Source organism: Vibrio sp. GLN_1 (assembly GCF_043106015.1).
GTDB lineage: Bacteria > Pseudomonadota > Gammaproteobacteria > Enterobacterales > Vibrionaceae > Vibrio > Vibrio parahaemolyticus.
The window spans coordinates 488380-505844 of sequence record NZ_JBICMD010000004.1 but is presented as its reverse complement, the minus strand read 5'-3'; the positions used below and the strand labels follow the sequence as shown (position 1 = coordinate 505844).

Annotated in this window: 21 protein-coding genes and 1 tRNA gene; 5 read left to right on the top strand and 17 right to left on the bottom strand. The window is 46.3% G+C overall.

Annotated elements, in window-relative coordinates; translation table 11 throughout:
* Positions 1 to 59: 59 nt before the first annotated feature.
* The 4 genes from ACF8OV_RS02690 to mutY form a co-directional block, all read right to left on the bottom strand.
* Positions 60 to 135, bottom strand: a tRNA-Phe gene (locus tag ACF8OV_RS02690).
* Between the two features lie 100 nt (positions 136 to 235).
* Complete coding sequence (gene mltC, locus ACF8OV_RS02685) at positions 236 to 1375, bottom strand: membrane-bound lytic murein transglycosylase MltC (protein WP_005490305.1); 1140 nt, start codon at positions 1373 to 1375, stop codon at positions 236 to 238.
* Between the two features lie 88 nt (positions 1376 to 1463).
* Complete coding sequence (locus ACF8OV_RS02680; protein ID WP_005482430.1) at positions 1464 to 1736, bottom strand: oxidative damage protection protein; 273 nt, start codon at positions 1734 to 1736, stop codon at positions 1464 to 1466.
* Positions 1737 to 1755: 19 nt separating this feature from the next.
* Positions 1756 to 2832 (bottom strand): A/G-specific adenine glycosylase, encoded by a 1077-nt coding sequence (gene mutY / locus ACF8OV_RS02675; protein WP_005482480.1) that lies wholly within the window; start codon positions 2830 to 2832, stop codon positions 1756 to 1758.
* 203 nt (positions 2833 to 3035) lie between these two features.
* Between mutY and trmB the strand changes: the two genes are divergently transcribed.
* From trmB to glsB, 3 genes are all read left to right on the top strand, one after another.
* A complete protein-coding gene (trmB, locus tag ACF8OV_RS02670; RefSeq protein ID WP_025510552.1) occupies positions 3036 to 3755 on the top strand; it encodes a tRNA (guanosine(46)-N7)-methyltransferase TrmB in 720 nt (239 codons plus the stop codon).
* 11 nt (positions 3756 to 3766) lie between these two features.
* Complete coding sequence (locus ACF8OV_RS02665; protein ID WP_005482466.1) at positions 3767 to 4795, top strand: TRM11 family methyltransferase; 1029 nt, start codon at positions 3767 to 3769, stop codon at positions 4793 to 4795.
* A 92-nt stretch (positions 4796 to 4887) separates the two neighbouring features.
* Positions 4888 to 5808, top strand: coding sequence for a glutaminase B (gene glsB, locus ACF8OV_RS02660; protein ID WP_317676124.1), 921 nt, complete (start codon positions 4888 to 4890; stop codon positions 5806 to 5808).
* A 61-nt stretch (positions 5809 to 5869) separates the two neighbouring features.
* Here the strand turns inward: glsB and hemW are convergent, their stop codons facing one another.
* From hemW to ACF8OV_RS02625, 7 genes are all read right to left on the bottom strand, one after another.
* Positions 5870 to 7048, bottom strand: a complete 1179-nt coding sequence (hemW, locus tag ACF8OV_RS02655; protein ID WP_005482442.1) for a radical SAM family heme chaperone HemW — start codon at positions 7046 to 7048, stop codon at positions 5870 to 5872.
* Positions 7049 to 7066: 18 nt separating this feature from the next.
* The gene (locus ACF8OV_RS02650; RefSeq protein ID WP_140292787.1) at positions 7067 to 7669 is read right to left on the bottom strand and encodes an XTP/dITP diphosphatase; all 603 of its coding nucleotides are present in this window, start codon (positions 7667 to 7669) and stop codon (positions 7067 to 7069) included.
* Positions 7670 to 7786: 117 nt separating this feature from the next.
* Entirely contained in the window at positions 7787 to 8218 is a 432-nt protein-coding gene (locus ACF8OV_RS02645; RefSeq protein WP_203505266.1) for a DUF4426 domain-containing protein, read from the bottom strand.
* Positions 8219 to 8345: 127 nt separating this feature from the next.
* On the bottom strand, positions 8346 to 8636 hold the full coding sequence (gene yggU, locus ACF8OV_RS02640; RefSeq protein WP_005482461.1) for a DUF167 family protein YggU: 291 nt from the start codon (positions 8634 to 8636) through the stop codon (positions 8346 to 8348).
* Positions 8636 to 9193, bottom strand: a complete 558-nt coding sequence (locus ACF8OV_RS02635) for a YggT family protein (protein WP_005482440.1) — start codon at positions 9191 to 9193, stop codon at positions 8636 to 8638. The genes yggU and ACF8OV_RS02635 overlap by 1 nt, the downstream gene beginning before the upstream one ends.
* A 52-nt stretch (positions 9194 to 9245) precedes the next feature.
* Positions 9246 to 10064: a pyrroline-5-carboxylate reductase gene (gene proC, locus ACF8OV_RS02630; RefSeq protein WP_005482485.1), complete on the bottom strand. Its 819-nt coding sequence runs from the start codon at positions 10062 to 10064 to the stop codon at positions 9246 to 9248.
* Between the two features lie 119 nt (positions 10065 to 10183).
* A complete protein-coding gene (locus ACF8OV_RS02625) occupies positions 10184 to 10897 on the bottom strand; it encodes a YggS family pyridoxal phosphate-dependent enzyme (RefSeq protein WP_021450047.1) in 714 nt (237 codons plus the stop codon).
* A gap of 28 nt (positions 10898 to 10925) precedes the next feature.
* Between ACF8OV_RS02625 and ACF8OV_RS02620 the strand changes: the two genes are divergently transcribed.
* Entirely contained in the window at positions 10926 to 11966 is a 1041-nt protein-coding gene (locus tag ACF8OV_RS02620; RefSeq protein WP_005461712.1) for a type IV pilus twitching motility protein PilT, read from the top strand.
* Between the two features lie 30 nt (positions 11967 to 11996).
* Positions 11997 to 13103 carry a PilT/PilU family type 4a pilus ATPase gene (locus ACF8OV_RS02615; RefSeq protein WP_005461714.1) on the top strand — a complete coding sequence of 369 codons (1107 nt, stop codon included), beginning with the start codon at positions 11997 to 11999 and terminating at the stop codon, positions 13101 to 13103.
* A 61-nt stretch (positions 13104 to 13164) separates the two neighbouring features.
* Here ACF8OV_RS02615 and ruvX read toward each other — a convergent pair whose 3' ends face one another.
* The 6 genes from ruvX to ACF8OV_RS02585 form a co-directional block, all read right to left on the bottom strand.
* Complete coding sequence (gene ruvX, locus ACF8OV_RS02610; RefSeq protein ID WP_005461715.1) at positions 13165 to 13590, bottom strand: Holliday junction resolvase RuvX; 426 nt, start codon at positions 13588 to 13590, stop codon at positions 13165 to 13167.
* Between the two features lie 48 nt (positions 13591 to 13638).
* Positions 13639 to 14202: a YqgE/AlgH family protein gene (locus tag ACF8OV_RS02605; RefSeq protein ID WP_193294127.1), complete on the bottom strand. Its 564-nt coding sequence runs from the start codon at positions 14200 to 14202 to the stop codon at positions 13639 to 13641.
* A gap of 113 nt (positions 14203 to 14315) precedes the next feature.
* Positions 14316 to 15266 (bottom strand): glutathione synthase, encoded by a 951-nt coding sequence (gshB, locus tag ACF8OV_RS02600; protein ID WP_005425823.1) that lies wholly within the window; start codon positions 15264 to 15266, stop codon positions 14316 to 14318.
* 14 nt (positions 15267 to 15280) lie between these two features.
* Positions 15281 to 16012: a 16S rRNA (uracil(1498)-N(3))-methyltransferase gene (rsmE, locus tag ACF8OV_RS02595; protein ID WP_005461719.1), complete on the bottom strand. Its 732-nt coding sequence runs from the start codon at positions 16010 to 16012 to the stop codon at positions 15281 to 15283.
* Positions 16013 to 16136: 124 nt separating this feature from the next.
* Positions 16137 to 16832, bottom strand: a complete 696-nt coding sequence (gene endA, locus ACF8OV_RS02590; protein ID WP_023585351.1) for a deoxyribonuclease I — start codon at positions 16830 to 16832, stop codon at positions 16137 to 16139.
* 119 nt (positions 16833 to 16951) lie between these two features.
* Positions 16952 to 17449 carry a SprT family zinc-dependent metalloprotease gene (locus ACF8OV_RS02585; RefSeq protein ID WP_025554527.1) on the bottom strand — a complete coding sequence of 166 codons (498 nt, stop codon included), beginning with the start codon at positions 17447 to 17449 and terminating at the stop codon, positions 16952 to 16954.
* Between the last annotated feature and the right edge of the window lie 16 nt (positions 17450 to 17465).

Sequence of the window (17465 nt, the reverse complement as noted above, 5' to 3'; positions counted from 1 at the left end):
TATTCTTTGTGCTTTTGTTCGTGTAATAACTTTTGCTAAGACACCAACAAATCAAATTGTGGTGCCCGGAGGCGGAATCGAACCACCGACACGAGGATTTTCAATCCTCTGCTCTACCGACTGAGCTATCCGGGCAACGGAGCGCTATTAAACGGATTTTCCCGCTTTGCGTCAACCACTTTTTTTAAATAATTTCAAAAAAGTGGTTGTTCGAACGCTTTTTATTCAACTGTCATTACAAAGTGTGCTCAGAGTTAAATTCCTTTTTGAAATTTGTAACTTTTTCTAGGTAACGACGCGCTTCAGCGTTCGGATGTTTCTTAGTTAGCGCCCAATAAACTTGGTTGGGTTGCAAAGAATTGAGATCTCGCATCGCGCGTTTTCGGTCACTGCGATTAAATGTGTTTAAAACACCACCAGTTCCACCGTTGTAAGCGGAAATCATACTGTACTCTAACGAAGTTGGATGCTGAACTTCGCGTAAATAACGGTTTTTGAGGATGTAGAAGTAGGCGGTTCCTGTGTCAATATTGTTTTCTGGGTTGAACAAATACTCTGGGCTAGGTTGTCCTGATTTGTTCTTTACGAGCTTAAATACATCACGACCAGCGGTTTTAGGCACTACTTGCATCAATCCATAAGCATTGGCCCAACTTACTGCGTAAGGGTTAAAACTGCTCTCGGTTTTGATGATGGCGTAAATCAGATCTTCAGGAATGTCGTATTTTTTTGACGCGCGACGCACGATATCCGCGTATTGGTAACTACGCTGAGAGAAGTGATCCTCTACCATTGGAATCTCAACGTAATACGCTTTTTTAAAGTCTACATCTTTGGTTTTGATATTATTGGCAATCAGATAGTCAGCGAAGCGATTCGCGCGCCATGACCATTGAATGGGCTTTTTATCTTGATCGAGCACCTGTTTGTACAAAAAGGGTTGGCCTTCGAGTTTGATCTCTTTCGATGAGAACAAGTCGACGTTTGCTGGATCATCTGGCGTTAGCAATGTGGTGATGATCGCGTTCTTCAAGTGTTTTTGTGGTTCGGTCGGAGAAACGGTCTCGATAGTGATAAGACCTTTCTGGAAATCCACTTCTGCCCGACTTAAATAATTGTCGATGTACTTAACGTAGTTACTTTTACCTGCGAACTTCACTTCACGTTGTCCCCAACGCTTTTTGATATTGCCTGAGAAGCTATTGATCAACGCATCGAGTGCGGCGGTATCTTTCTCAAACTGACCTGGTAGCTCTGCTAGGTTGTTTGCAAAGCGGTTGGTTGGCTCGTAGTTCACGTCATAAATTTTTTCGACGAATTCGCGGCTACAGCCCGCCAATAAGAGAGCGGTGGCAATAAAAGCAATTTTCTTCATAAGTTTTTAGGTGATGAGGACAAGACGCTGGAGGAAAAATGACATCACAGTTTAGGTTGTGATGTCATTGCTTTTGAACAAATTGGCTTTATTCGCTTGGTGGTGTGTAACCTTCAATGTGAACGTCTTTGCCTTCGAATAGGAAGTTCACCATTTCGGTTTCGAGCAGTTTACGATGCTCTGGATCCATCATGTTGAGCTTTTTCTCGTTGATCAACATGGTTTGTTTGTGTTGCCACTGAGCCCAAGCTTCTTTCGAGATGTTATCGAAAATGCGTTTACCTAGTTCACCTGGGTAAAGTTGAAAGTCCAGACCTTCGCCTTCTTTCTTTAGTCGAGCACAAAACACAGTGCGGCTCATAATGACTCCTTGTATTCAATTAACGAAGTTCGTGAGGTAGCGCTTCCAATAAAAGTTTTACTGGTGCGGCTAACCCCACTTCTTCAGGTTGAGATAAGTTATACCAAAGACCTTTGCTGCCTTCCATTACCACATCGGGTTGCTTTGACAGGTCAATCAAAATCGGTGTGATATCTAGGTGGTAATGACTAAATGTATGGCGAAACGTGATTAACGTTTCCTGCTTATTGATGTCGCTGGCTTTTATACCACGTTGCTCAAGTAGTAAATCGATATCGCTTTCGACGTCCACATGTTCGGTTTGTGGGAAGCAAAATAAACCTCCCCAAATACCAGTTTGTGGTCTTTGTTCTAGCCAGACTTCGTGTCCGTTCTCATTGTGGTGATGAAGCATCACGAAGCGGGTTTGTTTGACCGGTTTTTCTTTCTTCGGCTTTTTACCCGGGTAGTCGAGCACGTTCCCTTGTTTTTTCGCCACACATAAATCAGCAACAGGGCATAGGGTGCACTTAGGTTTGCTGCGGGTACAAACCATCGCCCCCATGTCCATCATGGCTTGGTTATACTTATCTACATCAGTTTGCGGAGTATGCGCTTCGGCAATTTCCCATAACTGATTTTCAACTTTCTTCTGGCCTGGCCAACCTTCTACAGCAAAGCAGCGTGATAGCGTTCGTTTTACGTTGCCATCAAGAATGGCATGCGGTTGCTTGTGTACCGATGACAATACGGCTGCTGCGGTTGAGCGACCAATTCCAGGAAGCGCATTCATTTGTTCTAGATTAAGTGGAAACTCGCCACTGTATTTATGGGCGACCTCTTTAGCTGCTTTATGAAGGTTGCGAGCACGCGCGTAATAACCTAGGCCAGTCCAAAGGTGTAGCACTTCATCTTGCTCTGCGTTTGCAAGGTCGACGACAGTCGGAAAGCGTTCCAAGAAGCGTTGGTAATAAGGAATAACGGTAGTGACCTGTGTTTGCTGAAGCATGATTTCAGACAACCAGACACTGTATGCGGTTTTGTTTTGTTGCCACGGAAGATCTTTTCTTCCGTATGCGTCATACCATTCTAAGATGGCACTGGCGAAAGGGGTCACGACTTGCTCTGTATTCTATTATTGGTTAGGGGCAAAATTGCACCACAGAATGGGTAAGAAGTACAACTGGTAAACAGTGGGGATATTACAGGGGGTGTGATGGCTTTTGGGTAGCGATAGGCCACAAGCTCAACAAATACTTGCACCCGAGTAAATTCTTTGGATAATCCCCGCTTTGATTAATCAATGTGCAGGCAAAATCAATGAGTGAAGTAACCACTAACGAATACAACGAAGACGGCAAGCTGATCCGTAAAATCCGCAGTTTTGTACGTCGCGAAGGTCGTCTAACGAAAGGCCAAGAGAACGCGATGAACGAGTGCTGGCCAACAATGGGTATCGACTACAAAGCAGAACTTCTTGATTGGAAAGAAGTGTTTGGTAACGATAATCCAGTCGTACTAGAAATCGGTTTTGGTATGGGTGCTTCATTAGTTGAAATGGCAAAGAATGCGCCTGAGAAAAACTTCTTCGGTATTGAAGTACATAGCCCAGGTGTTGGTGCTTGTCTTTCAGATGCACGCGAAGCGGGTATCACTAATCTTCGCGTAATGTGTCACGATGCGGTTGAAGTGTTTGAGCACATGATCCCAAATGACAGCCTTGCTACGCTACAGTTATTCTTCCCAGATCCTTGGCACAAAAAGCGTCACCACAAGCGTCGTATCGTGCAGCTTGAGTTTGCTGAAATGGTTCGTCAAAAGCTTATCCCGAACGAAGGCATTTTCCACATGGCAACAGACTGGGAAAACTACGCAGAGCACATGATTGAAATCATGAACCAAGCGCCAGGTTTCGAAAATATTGCGCAAGACGGTGACTTTGTTCCTCGTCCTGAAGATCGTCCACTGACGAAGTTTGAAGCTCGTGGTCACCGTCTAGGTCACGGTGTGTGGGATATTAAATACAAACGCACTGCTTAAGGAGTCAGTTGATGTACCACTACGCGATATTAGCGAATCCGGGTCACAACCGAATTTACTTTGATAGCGCAATGACCATTGCATGCTCAGAGCTTAAAGCGATTTTGGCCTCTGAAGGTGTTGAAGTGACTGAAATTGGCAGCAAAGACGTGGGTTTACCTGCGGCGCTGGTGTTTTCTTGTGAGCAAGCGTTAAGTGAAGCGCAGTCTCGTAAGATTGCCGCATCTTCTATCTATTACGCGCTGTTTGAAGTGCGTGAAGATGGTTTGCTTCGTCCAATTCAGGCGCCTGCATTCAATACTTTCCCTGAGAGCATGAGCCAGATCCTGCGTTATACAGGTAAAACCAATGAGCAGTTTACTCGCTTGATGGTTAACCTTGGCGTGAGTGCTGCAAATACTGACAGCACGCAGCTAACGCTGATGGATCCAATGTGTGGTAAGGGTACGACACTGTTTGAAGGTTTGATCCATGGCTTGAATGTCGTGGGTGTGGAGATCAACCAGAAATGGGTTCAAGAGATCCAAACCTTCATCGTTAAGTTTATGAAGAATGGCCGCTTCAAGCACAAAGTGAGCAAAGAAAAGCGCACTTCTGGTGGCAAGAAAGTGGCAGATGGCTTCGTTGTTGAAGCGGCTGCAAGTAAAGAAGACTACCTCCAGGGTAATCTTCAAACCATGAAGTTGTATTCAGCAGATACCCGTATCGCTGACCAAGTTGTGAAGAAAAACTCGGTTGACGTCATGGTGTCTGACCTACCTTATGGTGTGCAGCACGGTAGCAAAAATGCCAAAGACAGCAAGCTGAACCGTAGCCCACTAGAGCTTTTGAAAGAGGCTCTGCCTGCATGGAAAGTGGTGCTGAAAAAACAAGGTTCTGTAGTGCTGTCTTTCAATGAATTCACGTTGAAATGGAAAGATGTCGCGGCATTATTTGAAGAGCAAGGGTGGAAGGTACTTTCAGAAGAGCCTTACATCGGTTATCTTCACCGTGTTGATCAATCTATCAACCGCAATATTATTGTGGCAGTGAAACCATAATCGAATCTTCGATAACGAATCCGATGAAAAGCCAACGCTCTGTTGGCTTTTTTTACCTCTGAGCGAATACTCTTGTGACAAGAAGGTAGACAATGAAACCGACAGCGGAAATTTTGACAGATATTCTGGCGGAAGTGCGCCCTTTGATCGGCCAAGGAAAAGTGGCGGACTACATTCCGGCTCTGGCAAAAGTACCGAATAATAAATTAGCTATTGCGGTATACACCAATGAAGGTGAAGTGATTAAGGCTGGCGATGCCGATGAGTCTTTTTCTATTCAGTCTATTTCGAAAGCACTGAGCCTAACGTTGGCCATGTGCTTGTACAAACGAGAAGAAATTTGGGCAAGAGTAGGTAAAGAGCCATCCGGTCAGGCGTTTAACTCGCTGATTCAGTTGGAGATGGAACAGGGTATTCCACGCAACCCGTTTATTAACGCGGGTGCAATTGTTGTGGCTGACTTGCTGCAAAGTCGTTTGTCTGCACCTCGTCAGCGCTTACTTGAGTTTGTTCGTCAGTTGTCGGGCGATACTCACATTGTCTATGACAAAGTCGTGGCCGCGTCGGAAATGATGCACGGTGATCGCAACGCGGCGATTGCTTACCTAATGCGTTCATTCGGGAACTTCGAAAACGAGGTTATTCCTGTGCTACAAAACTACTTCCATGCCTGTGCTTTAAAGATGAGCTGTGTGGATTTAGCAAAAACCTTTAGCTACCTTGCTAATAAAGGCACTTCCGTGCAAACGGGCAAGCCAGTGGTGTCACCAACACAAACGAAGCAACTGAATGCATTGCTTGCGACTTGTGGTTTGTACGATGGCGCAGGTGAGTTTGCTTACCGTGTCGGTATGCCGGGTAAATCTGGCGTTGGCGGCGGTATTATTGCCGTAGTGCCGGGAGAAATGACCATTGCGGTTTGGTCTCCAGAACTTGATGCGTCAGGGAACTCGCTGGCGGGTACGAAAGCACTGGAACTGCTCTCTGAGCGAATTGGCCGTTCGATTTTTTAGTGTTAACTGTTTCTATACAAAAAGCCTCTCGTCTGAGAGGCTTTTTTGTAGTTCGCGTGGTTTACTCTTCGTCTTCTTCAGCCATAAAGGCTTCAAGTAAGTCGTTGAGGAACAGCTTTCCTTTCTCGGTGATCTGCCAGTGCGTCTCCGTTTCACTCAAATAGCCCATCTCTAACGCCCAATCAATGGTGTCTTGAATGGTACTGAGCGGTAAGCCCGTGGTATCCACATAATCTTGCTTCGGACACGCTTCCATCAAGCGGAAGCGGTTCATGAAGAACTCAAATGGGCGGTCTTCATCGGCAACGAGCTGCTCGGTATGCAAATACGGTTTTACCATATTTTGATAAGCGGCCAAGTAGCCACGAGGATGCTTCACTTTCGTGGTACGAATGATGCGGCCATCAGCGAAACTCAATTTGCCGTGTGAGCCACAGCCGATGCCGAGGTAATCACCAAAGCGCCAGTAATTCAGGTTGTGCTGACACTGATAGCCCGGTTTGCTGTAGCCAGAGATTTCGTACTGAACGTAACCTGCTGCTGCTAGCTTTTCATGCCCTTGTTCGAAGATGTCCCACAAGTCATCGTCATCTGGTAGTGTCGGTGGCTTGTAGTAGAACATGGTGTTTGGTTCGATGGTGAGCTGATACCAAGACAGGTGCGGCGGTGCGAGCTCAATCGCTTTGTCCAAATCGGCTAGCGCTTGTTCGATGCTTTGATCGGGTAAGCCGTGCATTAAGTCGAGGTTAAAGCTGTTCAAACCAATTTGATGGGCAAGTTTCGCTGCATTAACGGCTTCGTCTTGACCATGAATTCGTCCTAGACGCTCCAACTTCTCCTGCTCAAAGCTTTGAACTCCGATGGAAATTCGCGTGACGCCCGCTTTACGATAACCCACGAAACGCTCTGCTTCGATGGTGCCAGGGTTTGCTTCCATAGTGATTTCAATGTCTGGCTTGAATGGAATTCGCGCTTCGATGCCTTTTAGCAAACGCTCAATGCCTTCTGCAGAAATCAAACTTGGCGTACCACCGCCAATGAAGATGGAATGCAGCGGACGCGGTGCGTCATTTAAGCGGTACTTATCAATATCGGTATCCAGATCTTCTAGAAGGGCACTGATGTACTCTTCTTCTGGGATCTCCGCTTTAAGCGCATGGGAGTTAAAGTCGCAATAAGGGCACTTTTGTACACACCATGGGATGTGTACATACAAGCTGAGTGCTGGGGGCGTTAACATGGACAAGTTCACTCGATCTTACTGTGCGGCTTGCGCTGATAACTGAGCAAACAGTGATTTCAGTGCTTTACCGCGGTGAGACAACTGCTTTTTACGTGCCGGCTCTAGCTCTGCTGACGCACAGTTATCTTCTGGTACGAAGAAGATAGGGTCGTAACCAAAGCCATTTTCGCCATGTGCTTCAGTCAGAATGCGACCTTCCCATTTGCCATGACAAACGATAGGTGTTGGATCGTTCTCGTGACGCATCAATACCAATACGCAGTGAAAACGCGCGGTACGCTCTGCTTCTGGCACGCCTTCCATTGCGGCTAGCAATTTCTCTAAGTTCTCTTGGTCAGAGGCTTTTTCGCCTGCGTAACGTGCTGAGTAGATGCCCGGTGCACCTTTTAGGAAATCGACTTCCAGACCAGAATCATCTGCAATCGCTGGTAAGCCAGTTTCTTGCGCGGCATGGCGAGCTTTAATGATTGCGTTCTCAATGAATGTGGTGCCCGTTTCAGCAACTTCTGATACGTTGAATTCACTTTGCGCTAATACTTCAAAACCGAAGTCAGACAGTAGATCTGCCATCTCGCGAACTTTGCCTTGGTTGCCTGTTGCTAGCACAATTTTTTTCATGGGAATCTCTTTTAATAGTGATAGAGGAGAACAAATCGTTCTCCTCTAGATATTCTGGAACTGATAGAGGCTTTTGGCCTACTTAGATCAAAAAGCATTTAGATCATCACAACCCAATTACTCTTCGACCAAAAATTTCTGGGTGAATTTAAGCTTACCTGAGCCTTTGTTTCCAGCTTTAACGTCAATATCGAAGGTAAAAGTTTCTTCGTGAGTAATTGGCAGCTCGGCTAAGTAGTAAATGGCTTCACCTTCTTTAATTTCACGAAAGGTCAACTTTTGAGTTTGACCAATTAAGTTTTTCGCGTGTCCGCCTACCTTCGCCTCGACCGCTGGCTTACCTAAAGAGGCGCTGTCTAACACGCTGATGTTCACTACAGCCACGTAACCATTACGTTTGATGTCGTAGCTGCGAGCGACTTTAGGTGTCAGGAAAGTCGAGTTAAAAGCCACATAGTGTACTTCGATGTCTTTCATGTTTTTGAACTGTTCAGCAAAGGTCGGTAATGACAACAGACTGATCAGTAATGCGGTAATCCATTTGCTCATTGTTACTTCCTCAAAGCACTCGTTATGAGCCAACCATAGTTGCAATTTTACCCGAGTGGCAGGTTAAAAAAGCATGTCCGATAGTTGGTACTAGTAAGTGTGGTACAAAATTATAAATAAAAAGCCATCATAAGATGGCTTTTACTTCAGCAGGTATCTGTACGGGCGATTCTATCCGAATTTGTTTGTGCCGTCCTAGTTCACCTTTTTCTATGTGAACCAAACCCTTAGCGATTTTGAACTGCTTGGCTAAGAACTTGGTGAGGTGAGCATTGGCTTTGCCATCGACAGGCGGTGCAGTGATGGCGATTTTGAGCTCTTCACCGTGCAAGCCGACGATTTTATCGCGGCTTGCTTTTGGTTGAATATAAAGCTTAAGGACGATGTCCTCGCCATCTTGCCAAACTGCTGCGGACATTACAGTTGGAACCAAATAGGACCAATAATATCGCCCATCAAGAAGTTTGCGAATTGTAAACCGATGAACAGAACCAGCACGCTCAAATCCAAGCCGCCAAAAGCAGGAAGTACGCGACGAATTGGTGCGCACATTGGCTCGGTTAATTGATGGAACACGTATTCAATTGGGCTACGGCCTTGGCTCACCCAGCTTAGGATTGCGCGAATCAACAATACCCAGAACAGAAGGCCACCAGCAGCTTTTAGTAGCGATAACAAGCCTAAGAATAGGAAATCAACACTAAAAGAGACAGAGCCGTTAGACGCAATCAGAATCAGCGCGACAAATTTCAATACACACAGCACGTAAGCGAACAGAACCGTTGCAAGGTCAATATTGCCGATTGATGGAATAACACGACGCAGTGGGCCAATGACTGGCTGAGTCGCTTTTACAATAAATTGCGAGAACGGGTTGTAGAAATCTGCACGTGCAGCTTGCAACCAAATTCGCAAAATCACGACCATGATATACAGGTCAAATAGGGTTGAGATGAGAAAACTCATTGAATTCATAAGGTACCCTTAACAAGTAGTGGATGATGTTTCTTGAGAATCATCCAGATAATTAAAACAGTTTTTCCATTTCTTCTGCGCGAGCAACCGCAGCTTGCATGGCTTTTGCAACGATGTCCGTTAACTGATGTTCGTTGAATGTACGAAGTGCTTCGGCGGTTGTGCCGCCTTTCGAAGTCACGTTTTCACGCAGTGTCGAAAGTTCAGTGTCTGGATTGCTCACCACCATACTTGCCGCACCCAGCGCTGCTTGTTGAACCAACAAACGAGCCGTTTCTTTATCAAAACCTTGAGCTATCGCTTCAGCTTGCATCGCTTCCATAAACAGGAAGAAGTATGCCGGAGCGCTGCCTGCGGCTGCAATCACATTGTTGATGCCAGATTCTTGTTCCACCCAGCAAACTTTACCAACCGCTTGCATCAGTTCTGCGGCAAAGGCTCTGTCTTGTTCTTTGACATGTTCTGGAGCGAATAAGCCACTCATGCCCAAACCCAACTGAGATGGAGTGTTTGGCATTACGCGAACCAAATTCAATTTTGTCGCTAGCATCTCATCCAAACGTGAACAATTGATGCCTGCCGCAATAGAAATCACGAGCTTGTTGCTAAAGTCGATAGATTGCAGAGGTTTACAAACATCCGCCATCATTTGTGGTTTCACAGACAGAACCACCACATCGGCCTCGGACGCTGCCAGCATGTTGTCGCTGGTGGTACGGATACCAAAATCTTGCTCAAGCGGCAGACGACGCGCCTCTGATGGGGCGGTTGCAACAATGTTTTGTGCAGGGTAGCCGTTAGCCACGAGGCCAGAAACAATGGCTCTGACCATGTTTCCCGCACCGATAAAGGCGATCTTTTTATGTTCCATTTGTCTGATTTCCATCATGATATTTACGATTTATTGTGCGCTCAGGTGTATAATGGCGCCGCTTTGCGTTAACCGCTGTTTCATCGCGGTATCAATTAAGCATTTTCGCTCTTAAATGACTATTCACTTTTCGTGCTGTAGTCTCGCGCGCCAAAGATAGCCGTTCCGATACGAACCATGGTGCTGCCTGCTTCAATCGCAGCGGTCATGTCGCCACTCATGCCCATCGATAAGGTATCGATTTCTGGGTATTGCTGTTCAAGGGCTTGCTTCAGTGTCGCTAGCTTCTCGAATTCACGAAGCTGGGCGTCGTAGTCTGACACGTTCGCAGGAATCGACATCAATCCTCTTAAAGTGAGGTTGGGAAGGCGAGAAATCAACTCAGCCAGTTCGAATATTTCTGCGTCACTAACGCCAGATTTGGAATCTTCACCACTGGTGTTGACTTGAATCAGCACTTGCAATGGTTTGAGTTCTTGCGGACGTTGCTCATTGAGTCGCTGTGCGATCTTAGCGCGATCAATGGTGTGAACCCAATCGAAATGTTCAGCAACAAGTCGCGATTTATTAGATTGAATCGGGCCAATGAAGTGCCATTCGATTCGATTATCTGGATAATGCTCGGCAAAGTGCTGAACTTTACTGACGCCTTCTTGGACGTAGTTTTCACCAAACGCGGTTTGTCCCGCTTGGTAGGCTTCGAGAATTGCCTCGACAGGTTTAGTTTTGCTTACCGCTAGAAGTTGCACTGACTCTGGAGATCGACCACATTTTTGTTCGTCGCGTCGAATTTGAGAGGTGATATGTTCAATATTTTGTTGAATACTACTCATAGCTGTACTTTAGACTTAAGGATTTTAAATGGATATCACTGAGTTACTGGATTTTAGTGTAAAACATAATGCTTCGGATCTACATCTTTCTGCAGGTGTACCACCAATGGTTCGTATTGATGGTGATGTGAGAAAACTGGGCATTCCAGCGTTTACACACCAAGAAGTGCATCGTTTGGTTTTTGAAATCATGAACGATGCCCAGCGCAGTGAGTTCGAAGAAAAACTCGAAGTCGATTTCTCTTTTGAATTGCATAACGTTGGCCGTTTTCGTGTCAACGCTTTCAACCAATCTCGCGGTTGTGCGGCAGTGTTCCGTACCATCCCAAGTAGCATCCCAACTCTGGAAGAGCTAGAAGCGCCAGAGATCTTCAAAAAAATCGCGAATGCTGAAAAAGGTTTGGTTTTGGTTACTGGCCCAACGGGTTCTGGTAAATCGACAACCTTAGCAGCCATTGTTGACTACATTAACCGTAATCACAACAAGCATATCCTCACAATTGAAGATCCGATTGAATTTGTTCACAACAACAATAAGTGTTTGATCAACCAACGTGAGGTTCACCGTGATACCCATAGCTTCCAAAACGCGCTACGCAGCGCATTGCGTGAAGACCCAGATGTGATCCTTGTCGGTGAGATGCGTGACAAAGAAACCATCAGCCTAGCGTTAACGGCGGCGGAAACGGGTCACCTAGTTTTCGGTACGTTGCACACCAGTTCAGCAGCAAAAACCATCGACCGTATCATCGATGTGTTCCCTGGTAGTGACAAAGACATGGTGCGTTCCATGTTGTCTGAATCCCTTCGTTCAGTTATCGCGCAAAAACTGTTGAAACGTAATGGCGGTGGTCGTATCGCTTGTCACGAAATCATGATGGCAACGCCCGCGATTCGTAACTTGATTCGCGAAGACAAAGTCGCGCAGATGTACTCAATCATTCAAACGGGTGCCGCGCATGGAATGCAAACCATGGAACAAAATGCCCGTCAGTTGATGGCGCAAGGTATGGTTTCGCGCGAAGAAGTCGACAGCAAGATTGGGCTTGAAGTGCAGCAATTCTCGTAACGCTCATACAGATAATGGTGAATACGGAAGATGGATCTGAATAAATTTCTTGAAGGTATGTTGACGCTAAAAGCGTCGGATCTTTACATCACGGTTGGTGCGCCAATTCTATTTCGTGTGGATGGCGAATTGCGTCCGCAAGGGGAGAAACTCACCGAACATGATGTTGCAAAGTTGCTTGATAGCGCAATGGATCCGGATCGGCGTCAGGAGTTTCGCAAAAGCCGCGAATCAAACTTTGCTATCGTCAGAGATTGTGGTCGCTTCCGTGTTAGTGCTTTTTTTCAGCGAGAACTGCCGGGTGCAGTTATTCGCCGTATCGAAACCATCATTCCTACTTTTGAGCAGTTAAAACTGCCTTTAGTGCTGCAAGACTTAGCGATTGCCAAGCGTGGTTTGGTGCTGGTGGTCGGCGCGACTGGCTCGGGTAAATCGACCACGATGGCGGCGATGACGGGCTATCGAAACAGCAACAAAACCGGTCACATCTTGACGGTCGAAGATCCGATCGAATTTGTGCATGAGCATAAGCGTTGTATCGTGACTCAGCGTGAGGTGGGTTTGGATACCGAAAGCTATGAAGTCGCACTGAAAAACTCGTTGCGCCAAGCGCCAGATATGATTTTGATTGGCGAGATCCGTAGCCGAGAAACGATGGAATACGCGATGACCTTCGCCGAAACGGGTCACTTGTGTATGGCAACGTTGCACGCCAACAACGCCAACCAAGCGTTAGAGCGTATTCTCCATTTGGTGCCTAAAGATCAAAAAGAGCAATTCTTGTTTGATTTGTCGATGAACCTAAAAGGCGTGATTGGTCAGCAGCTGATCCGTGATAAGAATGGTCAAGGGCGACATGGTGTGTTTGAGATCTTGCTAAACAGTCCACGAGTGTCGGATTTGATCCGTCGTGGTGATTTACACGAATTGAAATCAACCATGGCACGATCCAATGAGTTTGGTATGCTGACGTTTGACCAATCGCTCTACAAGCTGGTGATGCAAGGTAAGATCAGCGAAGAGGATGCACTGCACAGTGCGGATTCTGCCAACGATCTTCGTTTAATGCTGAAAACACAGCGTGGTGAGCCGTTCTCTACAGGCAGTCTTGCCAACGTCAAAATCGATATGGATTAAGCGTATTCAAGACACAAAAAAGGTTGGCTTCTGCCAACCTTTTTCATTGTGCTTGCGAGGTTTATTCGCCCCAAAGCGCTTCAAACCAACTTTCCAGAATGACCACGGCAGATTGGCAGTCGATATTGCCTTTGGATAAGGCTTTGTAGCCACCCATACTGAACAATTCTGCGCGCGCTTCTGAAGTTGATAAGCGCTCATCATGCAATTCAACAGGCAAGCCATAACGACCTTGCAGACGCTTCGCGAATTTTTTCGCTCGCGGGGTGATGGTTTCTAAATCTTTACCATGCAAATCCGTTGGCAGGCCTACGACCAATAAGTCTGGCTGCCATTCTTTAATTTGCTTTTCGATGTCATCCCAATTTGGAATGCCATCATTGGCTTTAAACGCTTTCAGTGGTGAAGCGGTGCCAGTGATTTCTTGACCAATCGCGCTACCAATACTTTTAGTACCGAAGTCGAAGGCCATTATTGTACGTGACATACAGTGTCTCAAATCTTAATGAAGTGGAAGTTAAGGAAGGCAGTTGCGTTACGCATGACCTGCGTCTGCCGATAATTGGCTTGGGTCGATACCTAGCTTTTCTACCGCTTTTTTCCAGCGCTCTGTAATGGGCGTATCGAAGATGATTTCTGGTGTGGCTTCGATGGTTAGCCAAGAGTTTTCAACCAGTTCATTTTCTAACTGACCAGCACTCCAACCGGAATAACCAAGAGCAACCAAATAGTCACTTGGCTCAGCCTCTGTCCCCAATACGGAAAGAATATCTCGCGAAGTGGTGACAGCAAGGTCGTCGGTCATTTGAATGCTGGATTCATAGTAATCTTTCGGTTTATGTAGAATAAAACCACGGTCTTCTGAGATTGGACCGCCATTGTAGACGGGTCTATCTAAGCTGGCTTCAAACAGGCGCGGGTGAACAGGCTGCACGTTAACTTGCTTGAGCATGTTGCCTACGGTGATATCAACAGGCGCGTTGATCATCAGTCCCATAGCGCCTTCTTCGTTATGTTCACAAACGTAGATAACGCTATTCTGGAAATACGGATCTTTCATTCCAGGCATGGCTACTAAAAAATGGTTTGTGAGGTTCATTCTCATACCGACCTTTAAGACTCGTAAATGCACTTAAGCAAACTCGCGACTATGTGCATGAGTTTGCTTAAGATAATGTCTGGTTCTCTACTATAACTGTACTATAAATTCAGTTATTCGCCTTTCACACGACGTTCAATGGCATCCATCAGTTTGCCAGTGATAGAAATGTCGAATGCCGCTTCGATTTCACGAATACAAGTTGGGCTAGTCACGTTGATTTCAGTTAGCTTGTCGCCAATCACATCAAGACCAACAAAGATAAGCCCTTTTTCTTTTAGAGTCGGAGCAACAGCTTGAGCAATCTTCATATCTGTTTCGCTTAGCGGACGAGCTTCACCAGTACCACCAGCAGCTAGGTTGCCGCGCGTTTCGCCTTTAGCAGGAATACGCGCAAGACAGTAAGGCATCGGTTCACCGTCAACAACAAGAATACGCTTATCACCATTGCTGATGTCTGGCACGAAGGTTTGCGCCATCGCGTAGTTTTGACCATGGTTAGTCAGCGTTTCGATGATCACCGACACGTTTGGATCGTTTTCTTTTACGCGGAAAATTGAAGCGCCGCCCATACCATCAAGAGGTTTTAGGATCACATCGCCGTGCTCTTCACGGAAGGCTTTAATTTTTTCTGCTTTGCGTGTCACGATTGTGGTTGGCGTAAGTTCTGGGAACCAAGCGGTAAACAGTTTTTCGTTGCAGTCGCGTAGGCTTTGAGGTTTGTTAACGATCAAGGCGCCTTGTTCTTCAGCACGCTCAAGAATGTAAGTCGCGTAGATGTACTCGGTATCAAACGGAGGATCTTTGCGCATGAGTACCGCGTCGAGCTCAGACAGTTCGATCGTCTGCTCTGATTTGAACTCGTACCAGCCGTTTGGATCTTCTTTCAGCTCAACCACTTTAGTGTCGGCAATCGCTTTGCCTTGGTCTAGGTGAAGATCGTTCATTTCCATGTAGTGGATTTCATAGCCGCGGCGTTGCGCTTCAAGCATCATGGCAAAGCTAGAGTCTTTCTTGATGTTAATGGACGAGATTGGGTCCATTACAATACCGAGTTTGATCATTATTTTTCTCCGTTTTAACCAAGATCGCCGAAACGAACTTGTAAGGCTGTAATTGCTGTCAAAGCCGCAGTTTCGGTGCGTAGAACGCGCGGGCCGAGTAGCGTCTCTTCAAATTGGTATTCGCGAGTCATGTCGATCTCTTCTGACGACAAGCCACCTTCAGGGCCGATCAGAAGACGCACTTTCTCTACAGGTGTCGGCAGGGTATTGATTGAGTATTTTGCACGAGGGTGAAGGTTGAGCTTTAGACCATCGTACTCTTCTTGGCACCACTGTTCCAAGCTCATGATTGGGCGAATTTCTGGTACTACGTTGCGACCACATTGTTCACACGCACTGATCGCAATCTTCTGCCACTGCGCGAGCTTTTTCTCAAAACGTTTTTGATCCAGCTTTACGCCACAACGTTCAGAAATAAGTGGTGTGATGGTATTAACGCCAAGCTCTACTGATTTCTGAATGGTGAACTCCATCTTATCGCCACGTGAAATGACTTGGCCAAGATGTAAGTCGAGAGGGGATTCAATGTTGCTTTCGACGCGCTCAGTCACGTCAACGAGAACGTTCTTTTTACTGACTTCACTGATCACTGCTGGGAACTCTGCGCCACTGCCGTCAAATAATAGAACTTCTTGGCCTTCTTTCATGCGAAGTACTCGGCCGATATGGCCTGCAGCGTCTTCACTTAAAGCGATGGTACCAAGTTGATGAATGGTTTCTGGATGATAAATTCGAGGGATACGCATGAGATTTCCAGCAAGAGAATAAACTTAGTTCCTAACATGGATGCTTTCCACCGAAAAAACAAGGGGCAAGAGGCGTTTCGAATGAAGGAAACGCCTCAAACAAAGCTCGGGTGCGCTTGTGTTTTTACAGTGCGCGGCAAGCCTCTTGAACAAACGGGTTGTGGTTACCTTGTACTTTGGCGATGCGCTCGTCACGCTCACATTCCCATTTGTCTACCGGATAGGTTTTGTTCCAAGCACTCATTAGCTGAGTTTGCTGTTTGGAGAGTTTGAATCCGTACTCCTTGCTCATGTACAGGTATGTGCGTGCAATCGAGCCGCGAGCTCTGTCGGGTGGCATTACTTTGCGTTGCTTGAAGTTCACTTGCATGTCGCAGCGGCCATAGCTGACACCATCCATGCCGTTCCATTGGCTGAAGTTGAAGTTAGAACGGTCACCGTTCACCTCACCAACCGCTGGGGTCAGGTTGTGTAAATCCGCTTCCATGAGTTTAAAAGCCGTGTCGTTGCGCGAACAGTTTTTACGCCCACCGCTTTGCCAACACTGGAGCTGGTGGCCGAATTGCCAGGCAGGAACCACATGTTCCCATTCAATGCGAGCTGCGCGTTTTTCTTGTTTGCGAACTTGGTAACCGCAAGAGGCTAAGTCAGGAACCCCTTTTTTGCCTTGCCACTGGATATCACAACCGCAGTAAAAACTGCTTGGGTGGTCTTGATAGATTTTCACCGCTTCACGTTTGGCGGCAGAAAATGAGCTAGGAGGGGCAGAAAAAGCGGAAGTAGAAAGAACAAAGAGAAACAGAGTAAACAAGTATTTCATGATTAAAGTCTTTAAAAAGTATGACTTTAATCATTCTACCACTCAGAGATTGGCTTTCGTAATGAGTCTGTTAATAATAAAAATAAACAAGTGATCGTCGCTGTTTCTCACCGGAGAAATTAAGAAAGTTGAACACCTGTAAAATTCAAAGGCTGGTGGCATTTTTGACAGGAGTAGGTTGCCTCTTTGCGCAGAACTTTATTGTGTCGGCGAATCGAGAGCGGGTAGGTCATGCAGCTGCAACGATATTCAAACGTCTTGCCCTGGACTGAGGTAACTTCAAAGCGGTGTGTGGTGTTGGCAGGAATACCAAATACGGATTCCATGACGCCCCGCCACTCTTTTCCGTGTGGTCGAACTCTGCCGTACACTTGGTAGGTGATTAAGTGGGCGACTTCATGAGGAATTACTTCTTCCAAAAACGCCTGTGGATTTTCTCTAAATAAAATAGGGTTGAGACGAATCTGATTTAATTGAAGGTAGGCTTTTCCCGCTGCTTTGCCACGAACGTTGAATGTGATGCTTGGGATAGGGAATGAGCGCTTAAATGCCTGCTGTGCCAAAGAGATACAATCAACCATGACTTGCTTGGCTTTATAACTCAGTTCAATGTCCATCCATACTCCGGTGTAT

Excerpts from the sequence above, each read along its gene's own strand:
- yggU (WP_005482461.1), bottom strand. The coding sequence starts at position 8,636 with ATGTCCGCAGCAGTTTGGCAAGATGGCGAGGACATCGTCCTTAAGCTT.
- glsB (WP_317676124.1), top strand. The coding sequence starts at position 4,888 with ATGAAACCGACAGCGGAAATTTTGACAGATATTCTGGCGGAAGTGCGC.
- ACF8OV_RS02615 (WP_005461714.1), top strand. The coding sequence starts at position 11,997 with ATGGATCTGAATAAATTTCTTGAAGGTATGTTGACGCTAAAAGCGTCG.
- ACF8OV_RS02585 (WP_025554527.1), bottom strand. The coding sequence starts at position 17,449 with ATGGACATTGAACTGAGTTATAAAGCCAAGCAAGTCATGGTTGATTGT.
- ACF8OV_RS02650 (WP_140292787.1), bottom strand. The coding sequence starts at position 7,669 with ATGAAAAAAATTGTGCTAGCAACAGGCAACCAAGGCAAAGTTCGCGAG.
- proC (WP_005482485.1), bottom strand. The coding sequence starts at position 10,064 with ATGGAACATAAAAAGATCGCCTTTATCGGTGCGGGAAACATGGTCAGA.
- ACF8OV_RS02635 (WP_005482440.1), bottom strand. The coding sequence starts at position 9,193 with ATGAATTCAATGAGTTTTCTCATCTCAACCCTATTTGACCTGTATATC.
- trmB (WP_025510552.1), top strand. The coding sequence starts at position 3,036 with ATGAGTGAAGTAACCACTAACGAATACAACGAAGACGGCAAGCTGATC.
- ACF8OV_RS02645 (WP_203505266.1), bottom strand. The coding sequence starts at position 8,218 with ATGAGCAAATGGATTACCGCATTACTGATCAGTCTGTTGTCATTACCG.
- ACF8OV_RS02605 (WP_193294127.1), bottom strand. The coding sequence starts at position 14,202 with ATGAACCTCACAAACCATTTTTTAGTAGCCATGCCTGGAATGAAAGAT.
- rsmE (WP_005461719.1), bottom strand. The coding sequence starts at position 16,012 with ATGCGTATCCCTCGAATTTATCATCCAGAAACCATTCATCAACTTGGT.
- gshB (WP_005425823.1), bottom strand. The coding sequence starts at position 15,266 with ATGATCAAACTCGGTATTGTAATGGACCCAATCTCGTCCATTAACATC.
- endA (WP_023585351.1), bottom strand. The coding sequence starts at position 16,832 with ATGAAATACTTGTTTACTCTGTTTCTCTTTGTTCTTTCTACTTCCGCT.
- ruvX (WP_005461715.1), bottom strand. The coding sequence starts at position 13,590 with ATGTCACGTACAATAATGGCCTTCGACTTCGGTACTAAAAGTATTGGT.
- mltC (WP_005490305.1), bottom strand. The coding sequence starts at position 1,375 with ATGAAGAAAATTGCTTTTATTGCCACCGCTCTCTTATTGGCGGGCTGT.
- ACF8OV_RS02625 (WP_021450047.1), bottom strand. The coding sequence starts at position 10,897 with ATGAGTAGTATTCAACAAAATATTGAACATATCACCTCTCAAATTCGA.
- ACF8OV_RS02665 (WP_005482466.1), top strand. The coding sequence starts at position 3,767 with ATGTACCACTACGCGATATTAGCGAATCCGGGTCACAACCGAATTTAC.
- hemW (WP_005482442.1), bottom strand. The coding sequence starts at position 7,048 with ATGTTAACGCCCCCAGCACTCAGCTTGTATGTACACATCCCATGGTGT.
- ACF8OV_RS02680 (WP_005482430.1), bottom strand. The coding sequence starts at position 1,736 with ATGAGCCGCACTGTGTTTTGTGCTCGACTAAAGAAAGAAGGCGAAGGT.
- ACF8OV_RS02620 (WP_005461712.1), top strand. The coding sequence starts at position 10,926 with ATGGATATCACTGAGTTACTGGATTTTAGTGTAAAACATAATGCTTCG.